Source organism: Streptomyces sp. NPDC059850 (genome assembly GCF_042731515.1).
GTDB lineage: Bacteria > Actinomycetota > Actinomycetes > Streptomycetales > Streptomycetaceae > Streptomyces.
This window is the reverse complement of sequence record NZ_JBHWJI010000003.1, coordinates 41625-62108: the sequence shown is the minus strand read 5'-3', so window position 1 is coordinate 62108 and position 20484 is coordinate 41625. Positions and strand designations below refer to the sequence as shown.

Below are 20484 nucleotides of genomic sequence, written 5' to 3'. Positions count from 1 at the left end.
CCATCTGGGGGAGGACTGATGTGGAAGCGAGCGGTGTCGACACCCGCGACAGCTGAGGAGGGGGCGGCGTCGGCCGGTTCCCCTCGGACGCGCCGACTGTGCGCCTGGGCCTTGGACTTCGCGGTGAGCGTGGCGGTGGCCGTGCTGCTCGGCTGGCTCACCTTCCAGCGGATCAGCGCCGAGGTGCCCGATATGACGAGCCTGGCCGGGACGAGCGCCTGGGAGGTCATCACCTCGGACGGCGACGTGGCGGGGGTGGGCCGGGACGTCGGGGAGTCGCTGTGGCGGTCTTCCATGAGCGCCGTCCAGCAGGCGTTCGCGGCACTGGTCGTGTTCACCTTCGTCTACCACTTCGTCTCGCTTGCCGTGATGAGCCGCACGCCGGGGCAGGCGCTGGCGGCCCTGTGCGTCGTGCGGCGTGGCGGCGGCGGGAAGCCCGGCCGGGGCCGGGCCGCGGTGCGCGCCGCGGTGACCACGGTGGTCGATGTCGGCTGGTACGCACTGGCTTGCTGCCTGCTGGTCGGGGGTGAGATCGCGCTCTCGGTGCTGTGCTGGGTCGTCGCCGTGGTCTCCTTCGCCTTCAACTCCGGGTTGGCGCTGGTGGGTTCCCGCAGGTCGCTGGCCGACCGGTTGGCCGGTGTCACCGTCACCAGCGCGTGGCAGGTCCGTGCCGTGCTCGCCCGGGTCGGCGTACTGCGCTAGGCCCGCCGCCGGTCGGCCTGTGCTCTGTGCCCGTCGCTGCCATTTGGCGAAGTTTTAGCAAAAGTTCCACACTTCTTTCCTTCGTGATCGCATGCCATTCATCATTCCGTTGCGCCGACGCTTCGCGGCCCACAATGGAGAGAGGTATGCGCATGCCGTCACGCATCGAGGCGCTGCGGGAACGAATGCTGCCCGCGCGATTGCGTGAAGAGCGCGCCGAGCAGCGCAGGGCGGCCGAGGCCGAAGCGGCGGCCGAAGCGGAGCGGCGACGGCGCCGGGAGCGTATCGAGGCGCTGCGGCGGGCGCTTCTCGAGTCGGACGGCGATCTGCGGCCGGTGACCGTCGAGGGGCGGACGTACTATGGCCGGCGCGTGGGCCACTTCCGGGCCGACGAGGCATCGGCCCGCAACCTCGCCCTGATCGGCGATGCCCTCGAACGCGCCGCCATCCCGTACTTCCTGGCCCCCGGCCGCTCCCGCGTCCGCCACGTCATCGGCATGCGCCTGGCCGACCGTAAACGGCTGCTGGAGACCCTGCGCGAGATCTACGGCTCCACCGCGCTGTACGTCATGAAGCCGGGCAGCGACCCGATGCCGGCCGACGCGGTCCTGTACGCGGACGGAGCGCTGCCCACCTCGCTCAAACGGCAGGACACCCTGCGCTTCGGCGAGATCCTGCTCGGCCCCGCAGACCAGATGCTCGCGGACCTCTCTTATGGCTGCGACGTCGAATTCTGGCACGAGGGACAGCAGTTACTGGAGGACGGCGAGCGGGGTGCCGAACGGATCGCCGCGCTGCGGAGCCAGACGCCTCCGGCCGTGCTCACCGACGCCCTGGTCGCACCCCGCCTCAACGCCGTCACCGACGCCCTGCCCGCGGAGGCCCGTATCCCGGCGTCCCGCACGATCGAGGGCCGCGTCTACCCGACCTACCCGGATCTCTTCCAGCCCCGCATCGACACCGTCGACTTCCCCATCGACGTCGTCTACACCTGGGTCGACGGAGCGGACCCCGAGCTGGCAGCCAGGCGCGAGGCACACCGGGGCGAGGGGAGCGAGGCGCCGCGCATCCATCCCCGCGAGACCGGTGTCTCCCGGTACACCAGCCACGACGAGCTGAAGTACTCCCTGCGCTCCCTGGAGATGTACGCCCCGTTCGTACGGAACATCCACATCGTCACCGACGGCCAGACCCCTGCCTGGCTGAACACCGACGCTTCCGGCATACAGATCGTGGATCACAAGGACATCTTCGCCGAGCCGGACGTCCTGCCGGTGTTCAACTCCCACGCCATCGAGACGCAGCTCCACCACATACCCGGTCTGTCGGAGCACTACCTCTACCTCAACGACGACGTCTTCCTCGGCCGTCCGGTGGGCGCGGGGCACTTCTTCCACGGCAATGGCATCGCCAAGCTCCCCTTCTCCCCCTTCCAGCTCGGCCTGGGCGCACCGCACCCCGATGACCCCGCGCCGAACTCGGCGGGCAAGAACGTGCGGGGGCTGCTGCGCGACACCCACGACCGGTTCACCGTCAACAAGTTCATGCACACCCCGCACCCCCAGCGGCGCGTGGTGATGGAGGAGCTGGAGAATCGCTTCGCCGAGGACATCGCCCGCACCAGCCGCGCACGCTTCCGCTCGGTCACCGACATCGCGATGACCACATCACTGCACCACCACTACGCCTACCTCACGGGCCGGGCCGTGCCCGCCAAGTACAAGCTGCGCTACATCGACGTGGCCCGGCCGGACGTCACCGACGCGCTCGCCGAACTCGCCCGCTCCCGTGGCCACGACTTCTTCTGCCTGAACGACGTCAACACTCCCGAGCACGAGAGGGAGCGCGTCGCCGCCGCTCTCCACACCTTCCTGGAGCACTACTTCCCCTTCCCCAGCCGCTACGAGCGGGCCCGTACGCACTCTTGACGGCCCCGTAGTCCCAGGGTGGGGCGGACGAAATGGGGCGGGTGTGCGGCAGGGGTGGTCGCCGGAGGACGTGGTGGCGTGCTGGACGCTGCCTGATGCTCAAGATCTTCGAGATGGAGGGCCGGTTCCCGGAGTTCATCGAGGAGTTCCCACAGCCCGCTGTCGAGTACGTCGCCGGTCTGGCGAAGGTCCCTGCGACTGAGCTTGCGAAGTACGACCTGTACGACCTGACGGGGGCGAAGCGGCACCGTAAGCAGACCCGGGAAGCCCTGAAGTTCCGGCCTGCGACGCTGGACGACGAGGAGCGGCTGACCGCTGGTGGAGTTGCTGGTTACAGCTCGTACTACCGGTAAATGCTGCCGCCGCTGCTGAGGACGCTGGGCTTCAAGTGCAACAACACTGCCTACCGGTCGGTGATGGACGCGATGGCGCTGGACGGCGTCGTACGCAAGGACTGGCTCTAGGCTGTCGTGGACGACAAGGGCAAGGTCGAGCGCATCCCGTACGAGCTGTGCGTCCTGGTCGCGCTGCGGGACGCGATCCGGCGCCGGGAGATCTATGTCGAGGGCGTTCATCGCGAGCCTGAAGCAGCGGATGACCGAGAGCCTGGACAGGATGTCGGCGGGCGCTCGCGGACGGCTCGGCGGGCCTCCGGGCAGGCCCTCGCGGATACTCCCGTGGTGGGACTGCCGTCTGTCAGGTCACTCGGCGGCGGATCCACCAGGCGCAGAACCCGGTCAGGGCTAGGGCGAGTGCGATGTAAAGCCCGGTCTCGGCCCATTGAAGGGCCCAGAAGTTCCTGGCGGGCTGGTACGTCACCTGCTGCTGGTAGCCCTGGGCACCGAGGTCGGCGATGCAGCCGTCGATTTGCCGCGCGGTGGGCGAGCCCGACTCGGGGCGCAGGCACTCGGCGAAGGACGACGGCAGGGAGGACCGCTGACCGGCGGCGTTCAGCGTCTGTTGGGAGGTTTCCCAGGCACCGGGCACTTCGGCCTGCGCAACGATCTCCTTGGCGCCTTCCTGGATGCTGATGGGGATACCGGTCGTGATCGGCACGGTGGTCTGATCCGAGGCGACCAGATGAGGCCGGATCCACATCGGCACTGTGATCTGGACGGCGGCGTAGGCGACGAGTGTGGTTGCCATCGCGGCTAGGGTGCGGCGGATGACGAGGCCGAGGGCGACGCCCAGGACGAAGGCGAAGGCGGCATGGGCCATGGGGACGACACCGCGTGCGGCGAAGGCCACGGGGTCGAGCCGCGGGAAGTACGTGTCCGTCTCGGCACCGCCGTTGACAGCCCGGTCGATGGGGCTGCTCCACCAGCTCACCGCGAGTGCGGCCAGTCCTGCGGCGGTAATGGAGCCCGCCGCACCAAGGCCCAGCTTGGTCGCCAGCCAGCGCGTGCGGGTGACGCCCTGGTTCCACGCGAGGTAGTGGGTGCCGGCCTCCAGTTCACGGGAGATCAGCGGCGCGCCCCAGAACATCCCGATGACCGCCGGCACGGCGAGCACAACCGCCAGTCCGGTGTAGTAGAGGGTCTGGTCCGAACTGGAGACCTGGTCCACCAGGTCGCTGCCGGCCGTCCGGTAGAGGCCGGCCAACTGCGGGCCGGTGACCGCGAGGGTGGCGGCGAGGGCAGCCACCGCGGCGAACAGCACGGCGGCCTGAGTGCGGAACTGGCGCCAGGTCAGCCAGATCATCGGAGTACCTCCAGTGCGGGTCGGGTGTCACGTACCGCATCGGCAGGCCGGGTCATGTAGGCCAGGACGATGTCTTCCAGGCCGAGCGGGCTGACGGTCCAGGACGGATCGTGGACCGCGGTGTCGGTGCGCACCAGGAGAGTGGTCTGCCGGTCGGTGTGGCTGGCGGTGATGACGTGCTGACCGGCCGGGAGCGTGCCAGGGTCCCGGCGCGGGCCGGTAAGGCGGTGGTGGCAGGCGGTCAGGTCGTCGATGTCGCCGGCCACCTGTACCCGGGAGTCGACCAGGACGATGACGTAGTCGCAGGTCCGCTCCACGTCGGAGACCAGGTGGGAGGAGAGCACGACGCTCAGCTCGTGCTCGGCGACGGCCTCCATCAGGTCCTGCATGAACTCCCGTCGGGCGAGCGGGTCGAGGGCCGCGACCGGCTCGTCCAGGATGAGCAGTTCGGGGCGCTTGGCGATGCCCAGGGTGAGAGCGAGCTGCGCGCGCTGGCCGCCGGACAGCTTGCCGGCCCGCTGCTTCGGGTCCAGACCGAGGCGACGGATCCGGTCGCGCGCCACGGCGTTGTCCCAGTTCGGGTTGAGGCGCTTGCCTAAGTCGAGGTGGTCGGCGACGCTCTGCTTGTACCTCTTGCCCAGGCCCTGGGCTCGCAAGACGGCGTTCACGCTACGTCCTCTCCGGCGGCGTTACGAAACGTGTTCAGGAACAGCGCCTCGATGCTCTCCTCATCGAGCCCGGCCAGCCGGGCCTTGGTCAGCCAGCGCTGCAGGTCCTTGCGCAGCGCGCCGTGCGCGGCGAGCGTGCCGTCGGCCAGCGTCCGGGTCACGAACGTCCCGACGCCGGGGCGGGGGGCCACCAGGCCTTCGTGCTCCAGCTCCCGGTACGCCTTGAGCACCGTGTTTGGGTTGACCGCCATCTGCTTGGCCACTTCCTTGACCGTCGGCAGCCGGTCCCCCTCCTTCAGCAGCTCTCAGCGTCGACCATTCGGCAAGGCGTGTACCGCGGCGCCAGCTTCCCCGGCGCCCAGGGGAGCCGCAGGTGGGCACTGTCGGCAGGCTCCCTGGTGTCCGAGCTGGGACTACAAGGCCTTGACGTGAGCTTCGCCTGGGCCCAGAGTGCCTGTTAATGCGCATTACTAATGCGCATTAACAGCTGCGGCCGAGGGGGAGTGCCGGTGGAGAAGCCACGCAAGGGAGCCAGGTCAGGGCAGGGCCCCGCCACCCCGGGGCGGACCTCGCGGCCGCGGCAGGCGGAGGTGGCGCGGCTGGCCGGGGTTTCGCAGGCCACGGTCTCGCTCGTACTCGGCGGCAAGAAGCAGGGCGCCGCGATCTCGCCGGAGACGCGGCAGCGGGTGCTCGACGCGGCGCTCAGCCTCGGCTACGTACCCGATCCGGCGGCCCGCAGACTCGCCGCCGCGCGCAACGATCTGCTGGGCGTCTTCAGCTTCACCGCGACCTTCCCCACGGACGTGCAGCACTCGTACTACCCCTTCCTGGTCGGCGTGGAGCGGGAGGCCGCCGCCCGCGGTTACGACCTCGTGCTCTTCACCGGCTCCAGTTCCGGCGGCGCGGGAGCCTCCGGGCCGGACGCCCTGAGCCGGGTGCGGCTCGCCGACGGCTGCCTCTTCCTCGGGCGGCACGTGCCCACCGAGGAGCTGCGGCGGCTGGTCGGGGACGGTTTTCCCGTCGTACACGTGGGCCGCAGGGACGAGTTGGAGGGCCTGGCCTGGGTCGGTGCCGACTACGTGAGCGCCAGCCACGAGGTCGTCGTCCAGCTCGCCGCGCTCGGCCACCGGCGCATCGTGCTGGTCCGCGAGGACGACGACGCGCCCGCCTCCACCGACCGCGAGCACGGTTTCCTCAAGGGGCTGGACGAAGCCGGACTGCCCGGCGGTCCCGACGCGGTCTTCCGCACCGCCGACCCCGCGCGCACGCTCTCCCCGGAGCGGCTGCGGGAGTGGCTGAACGACGGGGTGACCGCCCTGGTCGCCGAGGAGACCGACACCGGCGGCCCGTGGCGGGCGCTGCGTACCGCCGTCGATACGGCCGGGCTCGACTGCCCCGGCGACCTGAGCCTCGCCCTGCTCGGCAGCCCGCCCGCCGATCTCGCGGCCGAACCGGTCCCCACCGGGTTCGACATCCCCCGCCCCCAGCTCGGCGCCGCCGCCGTCCGGCTGCTCGCCGCCCTGGTCGCGGGGGAGGAGGCGGACGAACCCCTCGTGGTGTGCCCCTTCCGGACCGGCGCCACGGCGGGACCCCCGCCCCGGCGCACCTGACGCCACGTACGACCGCATCACGCCCGCCGCAACGCGCCACATCGCGCCCCAAGGAGGACCGTGACCAGCCAACCCGACATCCTCGTCGTCGGCGGCGGACTCGGCGGTGTCGCCGCCGCCCTCGCCGCCTGCCGCTCCGGCCGTACGGTCGTCCTCACCGAGGAGACCGACTGGATCGGGGGCCAGCTCACCTCCCAGGCCGTCCCACCGGACGAGCACCCCTGGGTCGAGCAGTTCGGCGTCACCGCCTCCTACCGCGCGCTGCGCGAGGCCATCCGCGGCTACTACCGCGCCTGGTACCCGCTGCGCGCCGAGGCCGCCGCCCTGCCCCGCCTCAACCCCGGCGCCGGACGCGTCAGCAAGCTGTGCGCCGAACCGCGCGTCGCGCTGGCCGCATTGGAGGGCCTGCTCGCCCCGTACCGTTCCGCCGGTCGGCTGACCCTGCTCACCGAGCACCGCCCGGTGGCCGCCGAGTCCGAGGGCGACACCGTACGGTCCGTCACCCTGGAGGACTTACGCGGCGATCGCCTGCGCACCTTCACCGCCCGCTACGTACTCGACGCCACCGAGACGGGCGAACTGCTGGAGCTGGCCGGGGTCGAACACGCCCTGGGCGCCGAGTCCCGCGCCGAGTTCGGCGAACCGCACGCCCCCGACCGGGCCGACCCGCTCAACCAGCAGGGCATCACCTTCTGCTTCGCGCTCTCCCACCACGAGGGCGAGGACCACACGATGGACAAGCCCGCCGACTACGACTTCTGGCGCGGCTACACCCCGGAGTTCTGGCCCGGCCCGCTGCTCGGCTTCCTGGCGCCCGACCCGCGCAGCCTGGAGGCGGTGCCGCGTACGTTCGTACCGAACCCGGACACCGACCCGCTCGCCGTCAGCGCCGACCAGTCCGCCGACGCCGGGGACAAGGAACTCTTCGGCTTCCGCCGCATCCTCGCGCGCAAGCTGCACCGGGACGGCGCCTTCGACTCCGACATCACGCTCGTCAACTGGCCGCTCAACGACTACTGGCTCAAGCCGCTGATCGGCGCCGGGGAGCAGACCACGGCCGACGCGGTGCGCGAGGCCAGGCAGTTGTCGCTGTCCGTCCTGTACTGGCTCCAGACCGAGGCCCCGCGCCCCGACGGCGGCACCGGCTTCCCCGGCCTGCGGCTCCGTCCCGACGTCATGGGCACCGAGGACGGCCTCGCCAAGGCCCCGTACGTGCGCGAGTCCCGCCGGATCAAGGCCGTCACGACCGTCACCGAACAGGACGTGGCGACCGACCTCGTCGGCCCCACCGGCGGCACGCGCTACCGGGACTCGGTCGGCGTCGGCAGCTACCGCATCGACCTCCACCCCTCGACCGGTGGCGACAACTACATCGACATCGGCTCCGTGCCGTTCGAGATCCCGCTCGGCGCGCTCATCCCGCGCCGGACGCGCAACCTGCTGCCCGCCGGAAAGAACATCGGCACCACTCACATCACCAACGGCTGCTACCGGTTGCACCCCGTCGAATGGAACATCGGCGAGGTCGCGGGCGCGCTCGCCGCGCACTGCCTGGACGAGGGCGTCGAACCGCGTCAAGTGCAGGCCGAGGAGAAGCACTTCGACACCTTCGCCGCCCTGCTCGACCGCGCCGGAGTCGAACGCCACTGGCCGCAGGTGCGCGGCTACTGAACCTGAGGGCTACTGAGCCTCAGCCCGCTGGACCACACCGGAGACCGGGAGCGGTACCACAAGGAGGTGCCCGGACCATGACCACCCACCGCATCCGCGTCGGCATCGACGTGGGCGGAACCTTCACCGACGCCGTGGCCGTAGACGCCACGACCTTCGACCTGCTCGGCCAGGTGAAGGTGCCCACCAGCCACCACCACGAGGACGGGGTCGCCCACGGCATCGTCGAAGCGCTCGGCCGTCTGCTCGAACAGACCGGACACGCCCCCGAGGACGTCGCCTTCCTCGCCCACGGCACGACCCAGGCCACCAACGCCCTGCTGGAGGGCGATGTGGCCACCGTCGGGCTGCTCGGCCTCGGCACCGGGGCCGGAGCCGCCTTCACCCGCCGCCTCGCCGCCCTCGCCAAGCTGGAACTGACGCCCGGCAAGCGGCTTCCGCTGACCTACGCCCATGTCGCCGACCCCGAGGACCGGGCCGCCGTCGAACGGGCCGTCGACCAGGTGGTGCGCGGCGGGGCCCAGGTCCTCGTCGCCACCCAGCCCTTCAGCGTGGACCGCCCCGAGGGCGAGGACGCGGTGCGCGAGGTGGCGGCCGCGCGCGGTCTGCCGATGACCGCCGCGCACGACATCACCTCGCTCTACGGTCTGCGGAAGCGCAGCAGGACCGCCGTCGTCAACGCGGCGATCCTGCCGAAGATGTTCGCCACCGCCGACCTCGTGGACGCCTCCATCACCAAGGCGGGCGTCACCGCCCCGCTGATGGTGATGCGCTGCGACGGCGGCGTCATGTCGCTGGACGAGATGCGCCGCCGCCCGCTGCTGACCGTGCTCTCCGGCCCGGCGGCCGGGGTCGCCGGGGCGCTCATGGAGGAACGCGTCAGCGAGGGCGTCTTCCTGGAGACCGGCGGCACGTCCACGGACATCAGCGTCGTGCGCCGGGGAAAGGTCGCCGTGCGCCACGCGACCCTCCTCGGCAAGGCCTCCTACCTCTCCGCGCTCGACGTGCGCACCGTCGGCGTCGGCGGCGGCTCGATGATCCGGATCAGCGGGGGGAACAGTGGCAGTGGCGGTAAGGTCGCCGCCGTCGGCCCGCGCAGCGCGCACATCGCCGGACTGCCCTACGCCTGCTTCGCCTCCGCCGGGGACCTCACGGGCGCGCGGCTCGCCACCGTCCGCCCGCTGCCCGAGGACGCCGGGGACCACGTCGTACTCGACGCTACGGGTGGCCGCTACGCCCTCACCCTGACCTGCGCCGCCAACGCCCTGGGCCGGGTCCCCGAGGGCGACTTCGCGCGCGCCGACCGCGATGTCGCCCGCGCCGCGCTCGCCCCGCTGGCCGCGGCCCTCGGCACCGATGTCGACACCGCCGCCACCCAGGTCCTGGACGCCGGTGTCGCCCGGGTCCGGAGCGTCGTCGAGACCATGATCGACGACTATCGCCTCGACAAGGACACCGTCCTGCTCGTCGGCGGGGGCGGTGGCGCCGCCTCCGTCACCCCGCATCTGGCCGCCACGACCGGCCGCGAGGGCCGCATCGCCGCCCACAGCGAGGTCATCAGCCCCCTCGGGGTCGCCCTCGCCCTGGTGCGCGAACAGATCGAGCGGATCATCCCCGGCGCGGGGCAGGAGGACATCCTCGCGGTGCGCGCCGAGGCCGAACGGGCCGTCGTCGCCCAGGGCGCAGCCGCCGGTGCCGTCGAGGTGGAGGTCACCGTCGACCCGCAGACCAGCACCGTACGCGCCGTCGCCAGCGGCGCCACCGAACTGCGCACCCAGGACCGGGCCCACCGCGCCGACGGCGCCGAACGCCTGCGGCTGGCCGCCGCGAGCCTCAAGGTCCCCGCGCACCGGGTCGACATCCTCGCGGGCACCCCCGCCTACACCGTCTACGGCACCGAACTGCGCCGCAGGCTGCGCGGAGTGCGCCACCCGGTGCGTGTGGTCGACGCCGACGGTGTGATCCGGCTGTACGCGCCGGACGCCCGCGTGGACACCACCACCGTCGGCTCCGCGCCGCAGACCCTCGCCGCCCTCGTGGACGCCGCCACCGCCTACGGCGACGGCGGCGTGCGCGCCCCGGCGCTGCGGCTGCTCATCGGCTCCCGTATCGCCGACCTCTCCGGGGTGCTCGATCCCCACCCCCTGCTCGCCCTGGCCCGCACCGAGTTGGAGGGCCGCCCGGGCGACGAGCCCGTCGTCGCGATCGTGGAGGAGCGCTCATGACCCGCCCCGGCGCCACCTTCGCGCACACCGGCCTCGCCGCCGTCGACGACATCGAGTACGGCGCGCGCTTCCTCGGCTCGCTCTCGCTGCACGAGGGCAGCGACCCCGCGCGCTTGCGTCAGTGGGCCACGGCCGCCGCCGAGTTCGGCGCCGCCCTGGCCCCCGCCCCGGCGCCCGCCCCGCCGCGGATCGTGGAGCGCGGAGGCGGCCTGGAGCGCGGGCTGCTGGCCCGCTACACCTCCAGGCCGCCCACCGTCGAGCTGTACACGGACTCCATCGACGCGGCGGAGCGCCTGGTGGCCGCCCACGGCTGGCGGGCGTGGTTCCCGGCCGGTTCGGTCCGCGCCGCCGCCCTCGCCCACGAGGCGGTCCACGAACGGCTCCACCACGGCCCGGAGCGCACCGCGCTCAAGCAGGCCCTCGGCCACACCGCGCTGCGCCTCGGGCGCCTGCGGGTCCTCGCGCACGTCGCGGGCGCCGACGAACTCGCCGCGCACGCCTACGCGCGAGCCGTCTGCGGCCTGGGCCGCAGCCCGCTTCTGCTGTCCGTCGCCCTGGCCGCGTCCGCCGCACCGCCCAAAGACACGCGTCTGCCGCACCGGCAAGAGAGAAGTAGGTCATGGGCATCGTCATCCTGATCGTCATGGCGGCCGGTGTCGCCGCGATCCTCACCAAGAAACTCCCCACCGCCTTCGCGCTCGTCCTGCTCGGCGTGGTCATCGCCTTCGTCTCGGGCGCCCCGGTCACCGGCAAGAACAGCGTCTTCGACACGGTCCTCCAGGAGGGCGCCCCCGCGCTCGCCGCGACGATGATCGCGATCCTGCTGGGCTCCTGGCTGGGGAAACTGCTGGACGAGACCGGCATCGCGGGCACCCTCGTCCGCAAGATAGTCGAGTTCGGCGGCGACCGGCCCACGGTCGTCGCGCTCGGCGTGCTGCTCGTCTCGACCCTCGTCGGCACCGTGACCGGCTCCGCGCCCGCGGCGATGCTCGCGGGCATCATCGGCATCCCCGCCATGATCGCCGTAGGCATCCCCAAGGTGACGGCCGCCGGGACGATCCTCATGGGCATCGCCGCCGGAATGCCCTTCGAGCTGCCGGTGTGGCAGTTCTTCTCCAGCGCCCTGGACCTGCCGGTCTCCGAGGTGCGCGACTTCATGGTCAAGCTGTTCCCGTTCGCGCTGTTCGCCGCCGTCATGTTCGTCCTGGTCGAATCCCGCAGGCGCGGGGTCGAACACACCTGGGCCTTCCGCACCGAGGCGCCGCGTACGAACGCACCACGTACCAAGACGCCGCGTACCAAGGGCGGTAGGCGGCGCGCCCGGCTCGGCGACGCGCCGTGGTACGCGCTGCTCACCCCCGTCCTACCGCTCGTGCTGGCGCTCGGCTTCGAGCTAGCGATCATCCCCTCGCTGCTCGCCGGGGTGCTCTACGCGCTCGTCACGACCACCCGCCCCCGCGAGATGAACCGGCGGCTGCTGCGCACCCTCTACGGCGGCTTCGAGGTGGCCGCCGCGCCCATCACGCTGTTCGTGGCCATCGGCATCCTGCTCGCCGCGGTCAAGCTCCCCGGCGCCGTGGACGCGCTCGAACCCCTCGTCACGGCGGTCAGCCCGCAGAACCCGGTGCTGTTCGTCGTGGTCTTCACGGCGCTGGTGCCGCTGTGCCTGTACCGAGGACCGCTCAATGTGTACGGCCTGGGCGCGGGCATCGCGGGCGTCCTCATCGCCGCCGGTATCTACCCGGCCGCCGCCGTCCTCGGCATCACCGCCTCCTACAACCAGGTGTTCGGCGTCGCCGACCCCACCAGCACCCAGACCGTGTGGAGCGCGCAGTACGCGGGGGTCGGCCCCCAGCAGGTCATGACGCGCACCCTGCCCTACGTCTGGTTCGCCGCCCTCGGCGGTTTCTGCGTCACCGCCGCCACCGCCCTCTGACCGCTCATCTCCGGCACCCACCCACCTCTACGTACGGGACGGAGCACATCATGCACGAGCCGCAGCACCCCAGCCGCCGCATCCTCCTCACCTCGGCCGCAGCGACCACGGCGGCGCTCGCCACCGGCGCGTCGGCCTCCCCTGCGCTCGCCGCCGCCCCCGGCGGGTTTCCCGACTACCGTTACGTCAAGACCCTCCTGACGCCCGCGCAGCTCAAGTACAACCCCACCGGCGAGATCATCTTCCCGTGCATCCGGGGCACCAAGGGGCGGCTGTCCGCACCGCTGGGCCGCTACTACCTCTACTACGCGCCGCACGACGCGCCCGGCGGGATCTGCCTCGCCTACGGGGACCACATCGAAGGGCCCTTCACCGAGTACCCGCACAACCCGATCGTCTCGAACCGCTGGCAGCCGCACTACTCCGTGACCCACGTCTCCTCCCCGCACGTGATGTGGAACGAGAGCGCCAAGGAGATGTGGCTCTACTTCCACGGCGAGAACCACACGACGCGGCTGGCCCGCTCCAAGGACGGCATCACCTTCACCTACGACAAGGTGGTCCTCACCGCGTCCATGCTGCCCGCGGGCACCAATGAGACCTCGTACGCCCGGGTCTTCCCGTACGAACTGCCCGCGCGCAAAGCCCACTTCGTCATGCTGTTCATGCTGAACAACACCACCAACCACCGGGACATCCACTGGGGCTGGTCGGCCGACGCCCGCACCTGGACCTTCGACCAGAAGGCCCTCGTCCGCCACACCGATGTGTCGGCCGTCAACATCGGCGGTCCGCATCTGCTGACCCGAGGCGGCAGCGCCTTCGTCGTCTACAACAAGGACAAGCAGAGCGGCGGCGACCTCATGATCACCGAGGTCGGGAAGGACTTCACGCTCCGCCGCCACCTCGGCCGCTTCTACGACTCCGCGAACGGCGCACCCGACAACGGCCGCAGCGCCGCGCCCAGTTTCGGCACCGAAGGGGGAGTGCCCTACATGGTCTACGAGGCCGGTGAACGCCTCAAGGGCAGCATCGCGGTCGCCCGGGGCTGACCGGCCCGCCGAAGTCCGCCGGGAGCAGGGCGGGGAGGTCGGAGGGCGGGGACTTTCAACGGGTCGAGGACAAAGTATGGACGGTTCGGGGTGTTGTTCGTACGCTGGGCGGCGCTTTCGTACGGACGTCTGCGTGCATCACGGCGGAATGCCGCCGCACCCCCCGTACGTGGACGAACTCCACTCCGCGACCGCGGTCCGCCGCGGGCCGCGCCGCCTCGCGCCCAGCAGGAGGAAGAGTGACGTCACGCAAGTGCCCCCGTAGCCATCGCCGTAGACCACGAAGACTCCCCGGCCTGCTCCTCGCGGCCCTGATGGCCGCCGGTCTCGCGACACCGGCGGCCGGGGCGGACGAGAAGCCGTCAGCGGACCTGCCGCCCCAGGAACCCGGCGTCACCCTCCGCGTCTTCGATGTCCAGTCCCCGCTGAGCAAGCTGTGCGACCTCAAACCGGCCCAGACGCCCAACGTCGACAAGTTGATCCCCACCGCCGACTGGTCCTCCACGGAGGGCTTCGGCTTCACCGACAACTTCATGTCGCAGATCATCGGCAACATCGATGTCCCCGCCGATGGCGCCTACGCCTTCCGCCTGATCAGCGACGACGGCTCCCGGCTGCTCATCGGCGGCAAGAAGGTCATCGACCACGACGGACTGCACGCCGCCGAGCCCAAGGACGGCGAGATCACCCTCACCCCCGGCTACCACCCCCTGCGGATCGACCACTTCGACCGCGGTGGCGACCAGCAGGTCACCCTCCAGTGGAAGCCGCCGGGCGCCGCCGAGTTCACCCTCGTCCCGAACTCCGTGCTCAGCACCGACGCCGGTGTCGTCCGGGTCACCGCGCCCGGCCGCAAGGAGTGTGAGGGAAGCTACGACACTCCCGGTGACGGCCTCCCGCTGACCTCGGTCAACCCCGGCTACACCCTCACCGATCTGCGGCCCGGGGGCTTCGAGCCGCAGGTGTCCGCGATGGACTGGCTGCCGGACGGCCGCCTCGCCGTGACCACGTGGGGCGGCAGTGCCAAGACGCAGGGGGAGGTGTACGTCCTCGACCACGTCACGGGTGACACCGGACCCGAGAAGGTCACGTACCAGAAGATCGCCGAGGGCCTGAGAGAGCCGATGGGGATCAAATACGTCGGCGGAAAGCTGTACGTCTCGGAGAAGCACCAGCTCACCGAGTTGTCCGACACCGAGGGCGGCAACACCCCGGACGAGATCCGCAAGGTCGCCGAGTGGCCGTACGGCGGAAACTTCCACGAGTTCGCCTTCGGACTGCTCTACGAGCGCGGAAACTTCTATCTCAATCTGTCCGTCGCCATCAACGAGGGCGGTGCGACGACCGATCCGCAGCCCGCCCAGAACCGTGGCACCACCATCAAGGTGAACAAGAAGACCGGAAAGGTCAGCTACCTGGCAGGCGGCCTCCGCACCCCGAACGGCATCGGACGGGGCCCGGAGGGCGAGCTGTTCGTCACCGACAACCAGGGCGGCTGGCTGCCCGCCTCCAAGCTGGTCCACATCAAGCAGGACCGGTTCTTCAACCACCACACCAACCCGGACGGCCCGTTCGACGACCGCGCGGTCACCAAGCCGGTGCTCTGGCTGCCGCAGAACGAGATAGCCAACTCGCCCAGCACACCGATGCTGATGAAGAAGGGGCCTTTCGCCGGGCAGATGCTCTTCGGCGACGTCACCTACGGCGGACTCCAGCGGGCCGACCTGGAGAAGGTGGACGGCGCATACCAGGGCGCGGTGTTCCGGCACACCCAGGGCCTGGAGGCGGGCATCAGCCGGATCTCCACCGGACCGGACGGGGCGATCTACGCGGGCGGCCTCGGCGCCGACGGAAACTGGGGCCAGGAAGGCAAACTCCGCTTCGGCCTGCAGAAACTCACGCCGAACGGCAAGAGCGCCTTCGACATCAAGACCATGCGCGCCACCCGCGACGGCTTCGAACTCACCTACACCAAGCCCCTGTCGGAGGAGACCGCCGCCAAGCTGACGAGCGGCGCCTACTCCGTCGAGCAGTGGCGCTACGTCCCCACCCCGGCGTACGGCGGCCCCAAGGTCGACGAGGAGACCCTCCCCGTCACGGCCGCCCGGCTCTCCGACGACCGGCGCAAGGTCCGGCTCACCATCCCCGGCCTGAAGACCGACCGGGTGGTGCACGTGCGCTCACCGCGCCCGTTCTCCTCGGCCCAGGGTGAGCAGCTCTGGTCCACCGAGGCCTGGTACACCCTCAACGCGCGCCCGGGGCCCGAGCAGCCCGTCACCTCGTACGACGCCGAGTCGGCGCGGCTGTCCGGCGGGGCGGACATCGACACCGAGCACGCCGGTTACACCGGCGGTGGCTTCGTCGACGGCTTCGGAACCCCGGGCGCCACCGCCACCTTCGAGGTCGACGCACCCGCGAAGGGCGGCTACGACGTGGCACTGCGCTACGCCAACGGCCCCAACCCCTTCACCGGCACCAAGACGATCGGCGTCAGTGTGGACGGCGGGCAGGCGCGGCAGACCAGCCTCCCCGCCACCGGCGCCTGGAACCGCTGGTCCACCAAGACCGAGCGGTTCACCCTGCGCAAGGGCCGCAACACCATCACGTACACCTACCGGCCCGAGGACACCGGCCACGTCAACCTCGACATGATCGAGGTACGGAGACCCGGCGGCCGCGTCGACCTGTTCTCCGGCGGCAGCGCCTCCACCGCCTGGCAGCACACCGACGGCCGTGGCGTCCAGTGGCCGCACACCGCCGAGGACTCCATCGAGGTGTGCTGCGGCGACATCCGCACCAAACAGGCCTATCGCGACTTCCGGCTGCACGCCGAGTTCCGGGTGCCGAAGCTGCCGGACGACGTCACCGGGCAGGACCGCGGGAACAGCGGCGTCTACCTCCAGGAGCGGTACGAGATCCAGATCCTGGACTCCTTCGGCGTCGAGAAACTCGCCCAGGACGAGGCCGCGTCCATCTACAACAAGAAGGCCGCCGACCTGAACGCCGCCACCGCGCCGGAAACCTGGCAGACGTACGACATCGTCTTCCGCGCGGCCCGTTTCGACACCGAGGGCCGGAAGACCGACGACGCCAGGATCACCGTCGTGTGGAACGGGAAGAAGGTCCACGACAACGTGGCGGTGGACGGCCCGACCGGCGGCGGCGACCCCGAATCGGCCGCGGCGGGCGCGATCCGGCTCCAGGACCACGGCAACAAGGTGCGCTTCAGGAACCTCTGGATCGAACCGCTGGACTGACGGCCCCGAAAGAACCCAACTGACCAGCACAGACTGGCGAAGGGGTCACTCGATCGTGATTTCCTCCCCCGTTCGTGTCCGCGGTGGCGCGAGGCTCTGCACGGCGGTGTGTGGCCGCCGCCCGGACGCGCAACGGTGGGGGAGATCGCATGAGTCAAGAGTCGGGACGATACGGGGGCCGGGACAGCCAGGCGCTGGTGCTGGCCGCGGGGCTGGCCGATCTGGCCGTGAGCACGCTGGGTTCGGCCCTGGGGACGGTACGAGGGCTGCTGCGCCGCTCGGACACCGGGGAGCTGGCGGCGGAGGCCGAGCATGACCTGATGGCGCGGGGGCGCCTGGTGCTGGACCGGTACACGGCCGTGCCCCCGGCCCACCTGGAGGTCCTTGCCCGGCACGCGCGGTCCCGGAGGGCCACCGATGACGTGTGACCCGTGGGAACCGGGCGCGTACAAGGACCGCGTCGATGAGGTGCTGCTCGGCTTCGTCGCCCAGGAGGCCGACGAGTTCGCGGCGATCGACCCGAGCCTGAGCGCGGTGGCCGAGGCGCTGGAGGCGGCGGCCGCGGGCGGCAAGCGGCTGCGGGCGGCCTTCTGCTACTGGGGATGGCGTTCGGTCGGACAGCCGGACAGCGACGCTCTGGTACGGGCGGCCGCCTCCATGGAGCTGGTGCACGCGGCCGCGGTCGTGCACGACGACCTCATCGACGACAGCCCCCTGCGGCACGGGCGGCCCACCGTCCACATCGCGCTGCGCGACGCCGTGGGGAACCGCCCCGGCGACGACGCGGCAGCGCGGTCGCTGGCGATGCTGGTCGGGGATCTGCTGATGGCGCTGGCCGGGCAGCTGTTCGCCACCAGCGGCCTGCCCGCCGCGTACACCGTCCGGGCCCGCCCGCTATGGACGGTGATGGCCCGTGAACTGATCGCGGGCGAGTGCCTGGAGATCCTGCGCACCGGAGCCGGTCCGGACGGCGCCGACACCGAGGCGTCGCTGAAGGTGATCCGCTACAAGGCCGCCAAGTACACCGTCGAGCATCCCCTGCTGATCGGTGGCGCCCTGGCCGGAGCGGGCGCGCGGCTGCGCGAGGGCTACTCCGCGTACGGACTGCCGCTGGGCGAGGCGTTCCAGCTCCGGGACGACCTGCTCGGCCTGTTCGGGGACCCGGAGCGCACCGGCAAGGTCAACGCCGACGATGTGCGCGGCCAGCGGCCCACGGCGCTGCTGGCGGAGACGTGGCGCCTCGCCGACGACGCCGAACGGGAGCTGCTGCGTGCGCTGTTGGGCCGGAGCGATCTCGACGCGGACGGCCTGGACGCGGTGCGCGAGGTGATGCGCCGTCTGAGGGCGCCCGACCGTATCGAGGACATGATCAGGGCGCGCGTCGAGGAGGCGCTCGACGCCCTCCACGGGCTGGACGTACCGGCACACGCCACCACCGCCCTGACCGCGCTGGCGCATTCGGCGGCGGTCCGCCTGTCGTGAAGGCGACGCCGTGAAGGCGACGCCGTGAAGACCATCCCGTAAGACAAGGAGCCCTGCCATGACCTACACCGAGGCATCGATGGACGCCCTGCGGCAGGCCGGTGACGAACTCGCCGACGCCACCGTCGCCGCCCTCTTCGAACGGGGCGAGGTCGGCAAGTTCAACACGCTGATGCGCTACGTCTCCACCGCGGGCGCGCCCCTCCCGGACGGGCTGCCCGACGTGGCGCGCGAGTACCTGGAGGCCACCAGCGCACCGCCGTCCTGGGTGGACTGGTCGGAGATGGAGAAGGCCCGGCTGTTCTTCATCGACAACAACGTCCACATCACCACCGCGCTGTCCTTCGCCTCCATGCCCGCGTGCTATCTCGTCCCGCCCGTCGCGAAGCTGCTGTCGACCACCCACGGGCTGAAGTACCCCTCCAAGCGGATGGCGGAGACCGGCCAGTTCACGGTCTACCTCATGCAGCCCGACGCCTTCGAGGCGGGCAGCCGCTTCATCCCGGCGGCCCAGAAGGTCCGCCTCCTGCACGCCTCCATCCGCCACCACCTCAAGAGCGAGGGCCGCTGGGACACCGGCGCCGACGGGACACCGATCTGTCAGGAAGACATGATCGGTGGGCAGATGTTCTTCTCGATGCTCGTCCTGGACAGCCTGCACCGTCTCGGCATCCACATGTCCCAGGAAGGCGCGGAGGCCTACTACTACGCGTGGCGGGTGGTCGGCGCCATGCTCGGCGTCGCCGAGGACGCCGTCCCCAAGACCCTGGACGAGGCCCGCCAGTTCCTCGACCTGTACATGGTCCGCCACATGGGGCCGTCCGAGGCGGGCACGACCCTGACCCGGCAGCTGATCGACCTGTACGAGGAGGTGGTGCCCGGCACCTTCTTCGACCCGATCGTCTCCGCCCTCATCCGCTACCTCATCGGCGACACCTGCGCCGACTGGCTCCAGGTGCCGCGCACACCGTGGGACACCGTCACCAAGGCCGTGCCCCAGCTGCTCGGCGTCCTGGAGAGCATCGAGGACCGCTCCCCGCTCGGCGCCTGGGCCCTGGACCGCCTCGGCCACCTCACCGCCGTCTTCGAGCTGTCCTCCCTCACCCGTGGACGCGTCATGCACTACGCGGTCCCCGAACAGCTCAAGAAGGACTACGGGGTCTCCAGCGCGGTACTCCGCACCCACCGGTGGGCTCCTCCGGCCGCCACCGTCTCCTGACGACCCAGCCTGGACCTACCGTCCGAGGTGGAACCGGATGGCGGTGCCGTCCGGGCCGGTGTGCACCCGGACCAGATCGGCGACCTGGTGCACCATGAGCAGGCCCCGGCCGCCGAGCTGACCGGGCGCGGCCGGGCGCCGCCCGGCCAGCGGGTCGCTCAGGCGGCCGCCGTCCTCGACCTGGCACAGCACCTGCCCGGCCCGCGCCCAGACCCGTACCGTGCCGTGGCCGTCGCCGTGCACCACGCTGTTGGTGGTCAACTCGGCGACGGCCAGGGCCAGATCGCCCAGCCGCTGCCCGGTGAGGCCGAACCGCTCACCGGCCGCGACCGCGAAGTCGCGGGCGACTGGCAGCCGGTCCGCGTCGAAGGAGAAGACGGCGATCCCGGCGGGCGGGGGCAGCGGCTCGTTGTGCGCCGCGATGGCCTGCTGGGGCGCGTAGCCGTGGCTGGGGCGCTCCCGGCCGTCCTCGATGACCACCGGATGGGTCAGCCACGCGTCGCCGAGCGCGTCGGCGTCCAGCCCGCCCGTGTCGTACGGGCACAGGATGGTGACCGCGCGGCCGAGGAAGGCCAGGTTGATCAGCGCCTCGTGCTGGACGCACGCGCCGTACTCGGCCGCGGTGCGCCCCGCCCAGATGGGTTCGCCGATGATCCGTACCCGGCCGCCGGGATGCCGGTCCGCGAAGTCCCGCAGCACGGCGGGGATGATCCGCCCGGGATTGCGCCCGGCCTCGGCCATGTCGAGGAACCGCACGCGCTCGCCGTCCCGCCCCAGCGCCGCTCGCAGCAGCCGGAGGTTGGCGCCGGGCACGGCCACCGCGACCGGCTCGGCGGCGCGCAGCCCGTCGAGCACGAACGGCAGGGTGCCCGCCAGATAGTCCTCGTCGTCCCGGTAGAAGAGGGCCGGGTGGACGAAGGGATCGGCGACGGCTTCGGCGCTCACCACGGCCTCACCCCGATCACGGACGGACAGGGCCCGGATCCGGCCCCGGACGACTCCGGACGAATCGCCCAGTAGGCGGCCGGAGGTC

General features: G+C 71.3%; 16 protein-coding genes and 1 pseudogene. 13 read left to right on the top strand and 4 right to left on the bottom strand.

The features are described from left to right. Positions 1–18 precede the first annotated feature (18 nt). From ACFV9T_RS03470 to ACFV9T_RS03460, 3 genes are all read left to right on the top strand, one after another. The gene (locus tag ACFV9T_RS03470) at positions 19–702 is read left to right on the top strand and encodes an RDD family protein (RefSeq protein ID WP_385436412.1); all 684 of its coding nucleotides are present in this window, start codon (positions 19–21) and stop codon (positions 700–702) included. Between the two features lie 152 nt (positions 703–854). After that, positions 855–2630, top strand: coding sequence for a stealth family protein (locus ACFV9T_RS03465; protein ID WP_385436548.1), 1776 nt, complete (start codon positions 855–857; stop codon positions 2628–2630). Between the two features lie 95 nt (positions 2631–2725). After that, on the top strand, positions 2726–2983 hold the full coding sequence (locus ACFV9T_RS03460; RefSeq protein WP_385436411.1) for a DUF4158 domain-containing protein: 258 nt from the start codon (positions 2726–2728) through the stop codon (positions 2981–2983). Between the two features lie 343 nt (positions 2984–3326). Here ACFV9T_RS03460 and ACFV9T_RS03455 read toward each other — a convergent pair whose 3' ends face one another. The 3 genes and pseudogenes from ACFV9T_RS03455 to ACFV9T_RS03445 form a co-directional block, all read right to left on the bottom strand. Then, the gene (locus ACFV9T_RS03455; RefSeq protein ID WP_385436410.1) at positions 3327–4331 is read right to left on the bottom strand and encodes a transporter; all 1005 of its coding nucleotides are present in this window, start codon (positions 4329–4331) and stop codon (positions 3327–3329) included. Beyond that, a complete protein-coding gene (locus tag ACFV9T_RS03450; RefSeq protein WP_385436409.1) occupies positions 4328–4999 on the bottom strand; it encodes an ATP-binding cassette domain-containing protein in 672 nt (223 codons plus the stop codon). Before ACFV9T_RS03450 ends, ACFV9T_RS03455 begins: the two co-directional genes overlap by 4 nt. Continuing rightward, positions 4996–5301 (bottom strand): annotated as a pseudogene (locus tag ACFV9T_RS03445) (GntR family transcriptional regulator); the annotation flags it as partial. The gene ACFV9T_RS03450 and the pseudogene ACFV9T_RS03445, both read right to left, overlap by 4 nt. Positions 5302–5508: 207 nt before the next feature. On the opposite strand from ACFV9T_RS03445, the gene ACFV9T_RS03440 reads away from it, so the two are divergent. The 10 genes from ACFV9T_RS03440 (at position 5509) to ACFV9T_RS03395 (ending at position 19451) form a co-directional block, all read left to right on the top strand. After that, positions 5509–6609: a LacI family DNA-binding transcriptional regulator gene (locus tag ACFV9T_RS03440; protein ID WP_385436408.1), complete on the top strand. Its 1101-nt coding sequence runs from the start codon at positions 5509–5511 to the stop codon at positions 6607–6609. Between the two features lie 60 nt (positions 6610–6669). After that, a complete protein-coding gene (locus ACFV9T_RS03435) occupies positions 6670–8280 on the top strand; it encodes an FAD-dependent oxidoreductase (RefSeq protein WP_385436407.1) in 1611 nt (536 codons plus the stop codon). A gap of 77 nt (positions 8281–8357) precedes the next feature. Next, positions 8358–10505, top strand: a complete 2148-nt coding sequence (locus tag ACFV9T_RS03430) for a hydantoinase/oxoprolinase family protein (protein ID WP_385436406.1) — start codon at positions 8358–8360, stop codon at positions 10503–10505. Beyond that, positions 10502–11143 carry a hypothetical protein gene (locus tag ACFV9T_RS03425; protein WP_385436405.1) on the top strand — a complete coding sequence of 214 codons (642 nt, stop codon included), beginning with the start codon at positions 10502–10504 and terminating at the stop codon, positions 11141–11143. Before ACFV9T_RS03430 ends, ACFV9T_RS03425 begins: the two co-directional genes overlap by 4 nt. Beyond that, entirely contained in the window at positions 11125–12441 is a 1317-nt protein-coding gene (locus ACFV9T_RS03420) for a transporter (RefSeq protein WP_385436404.1), read from the top strand. The genes ACFV9T_RS03425 and ACFV9T_RS03420 overlap by 19 nt, the downstream gene beginning before the upstream one ends. Before the next feature lie 50 nt (positions 12442–12491). Then, complete coding sequence (locus ACFV9T_RS03415) at positions 12492–13493, top strand: hypothetical protein (protein ID WP_385436403.1); 1002 nt, start codon at positions 12492–12494, stop codon at positions 13491–13493. A 239-nt stretch (positions 13494–13732) separates the two neighbouring features. Further along, the gene (locus tag ACFV9T_RS03410; protein ID WP_385436402.1) at positions 13733–16750 is read left to right on the top strand and encodes a family 16 glycoside hydrolase; all 3018 of its coding nucleotides are present in this window, start codon (positions 13733–13735) and stop codon (positions 16748–16750) included. A 149-nt stretch (positions 16751–16899) separates the two neighbouring features. Beyond that, positions 16900–17178: a polyprenyl synthetase gene (locus ACFV9T_RS03405; RefSeq protein ID WP_385436401.1), complete on the top strand. Its 279-nt coding sequence runs from the start codon at positions 16900–16902 to the stop codon at positions 17176–17178. Continuing rightward, positions 17168–18232, top strand: a complete 1065-nt coding sequence (locus tag ACFV9T_RS03400) for a polyprenyl synthetase family protein (protein WP_385436400.1) — start codon at positions 17168–17170, stop codon at positions 18230–18232. Before ACFV9T_RS03405 ends, ACFV9T_RS03400 begins: the two co-directional genes overlap by 11 nt. Before the next feature lie 58 nt (positions 18233–18290). Further along, positions 18291–19451 (top strand): oxygenase MpaB family protein, encoded by a 1161-nt coding sequence (locus ACFV9T_RS03395; protein WP_385436399.1) that lies wholly within the window; start codon positions 18291–18293, stop codon positions 19449–19451. Between the two features lie 15 nt (positions 19452–19466). Here the strand turns inward: ACFV9T_RS03395 and ACFV9T_RS03390 are convergent, their stop codons facing one another. Beyond that, a complete protein-coding gene (locus ACFV9T_RS03390) occupies positions 19467–20396 on the bottom strand; it encodes an anti-sigma factor RsbA family regulatory protein (RefSeq protein WP_385436398.1) in 930 nt (309 codons plus the stop codon). Between the last annotated feature and the right edge of the window lie 88 nt (positions 20397–20484).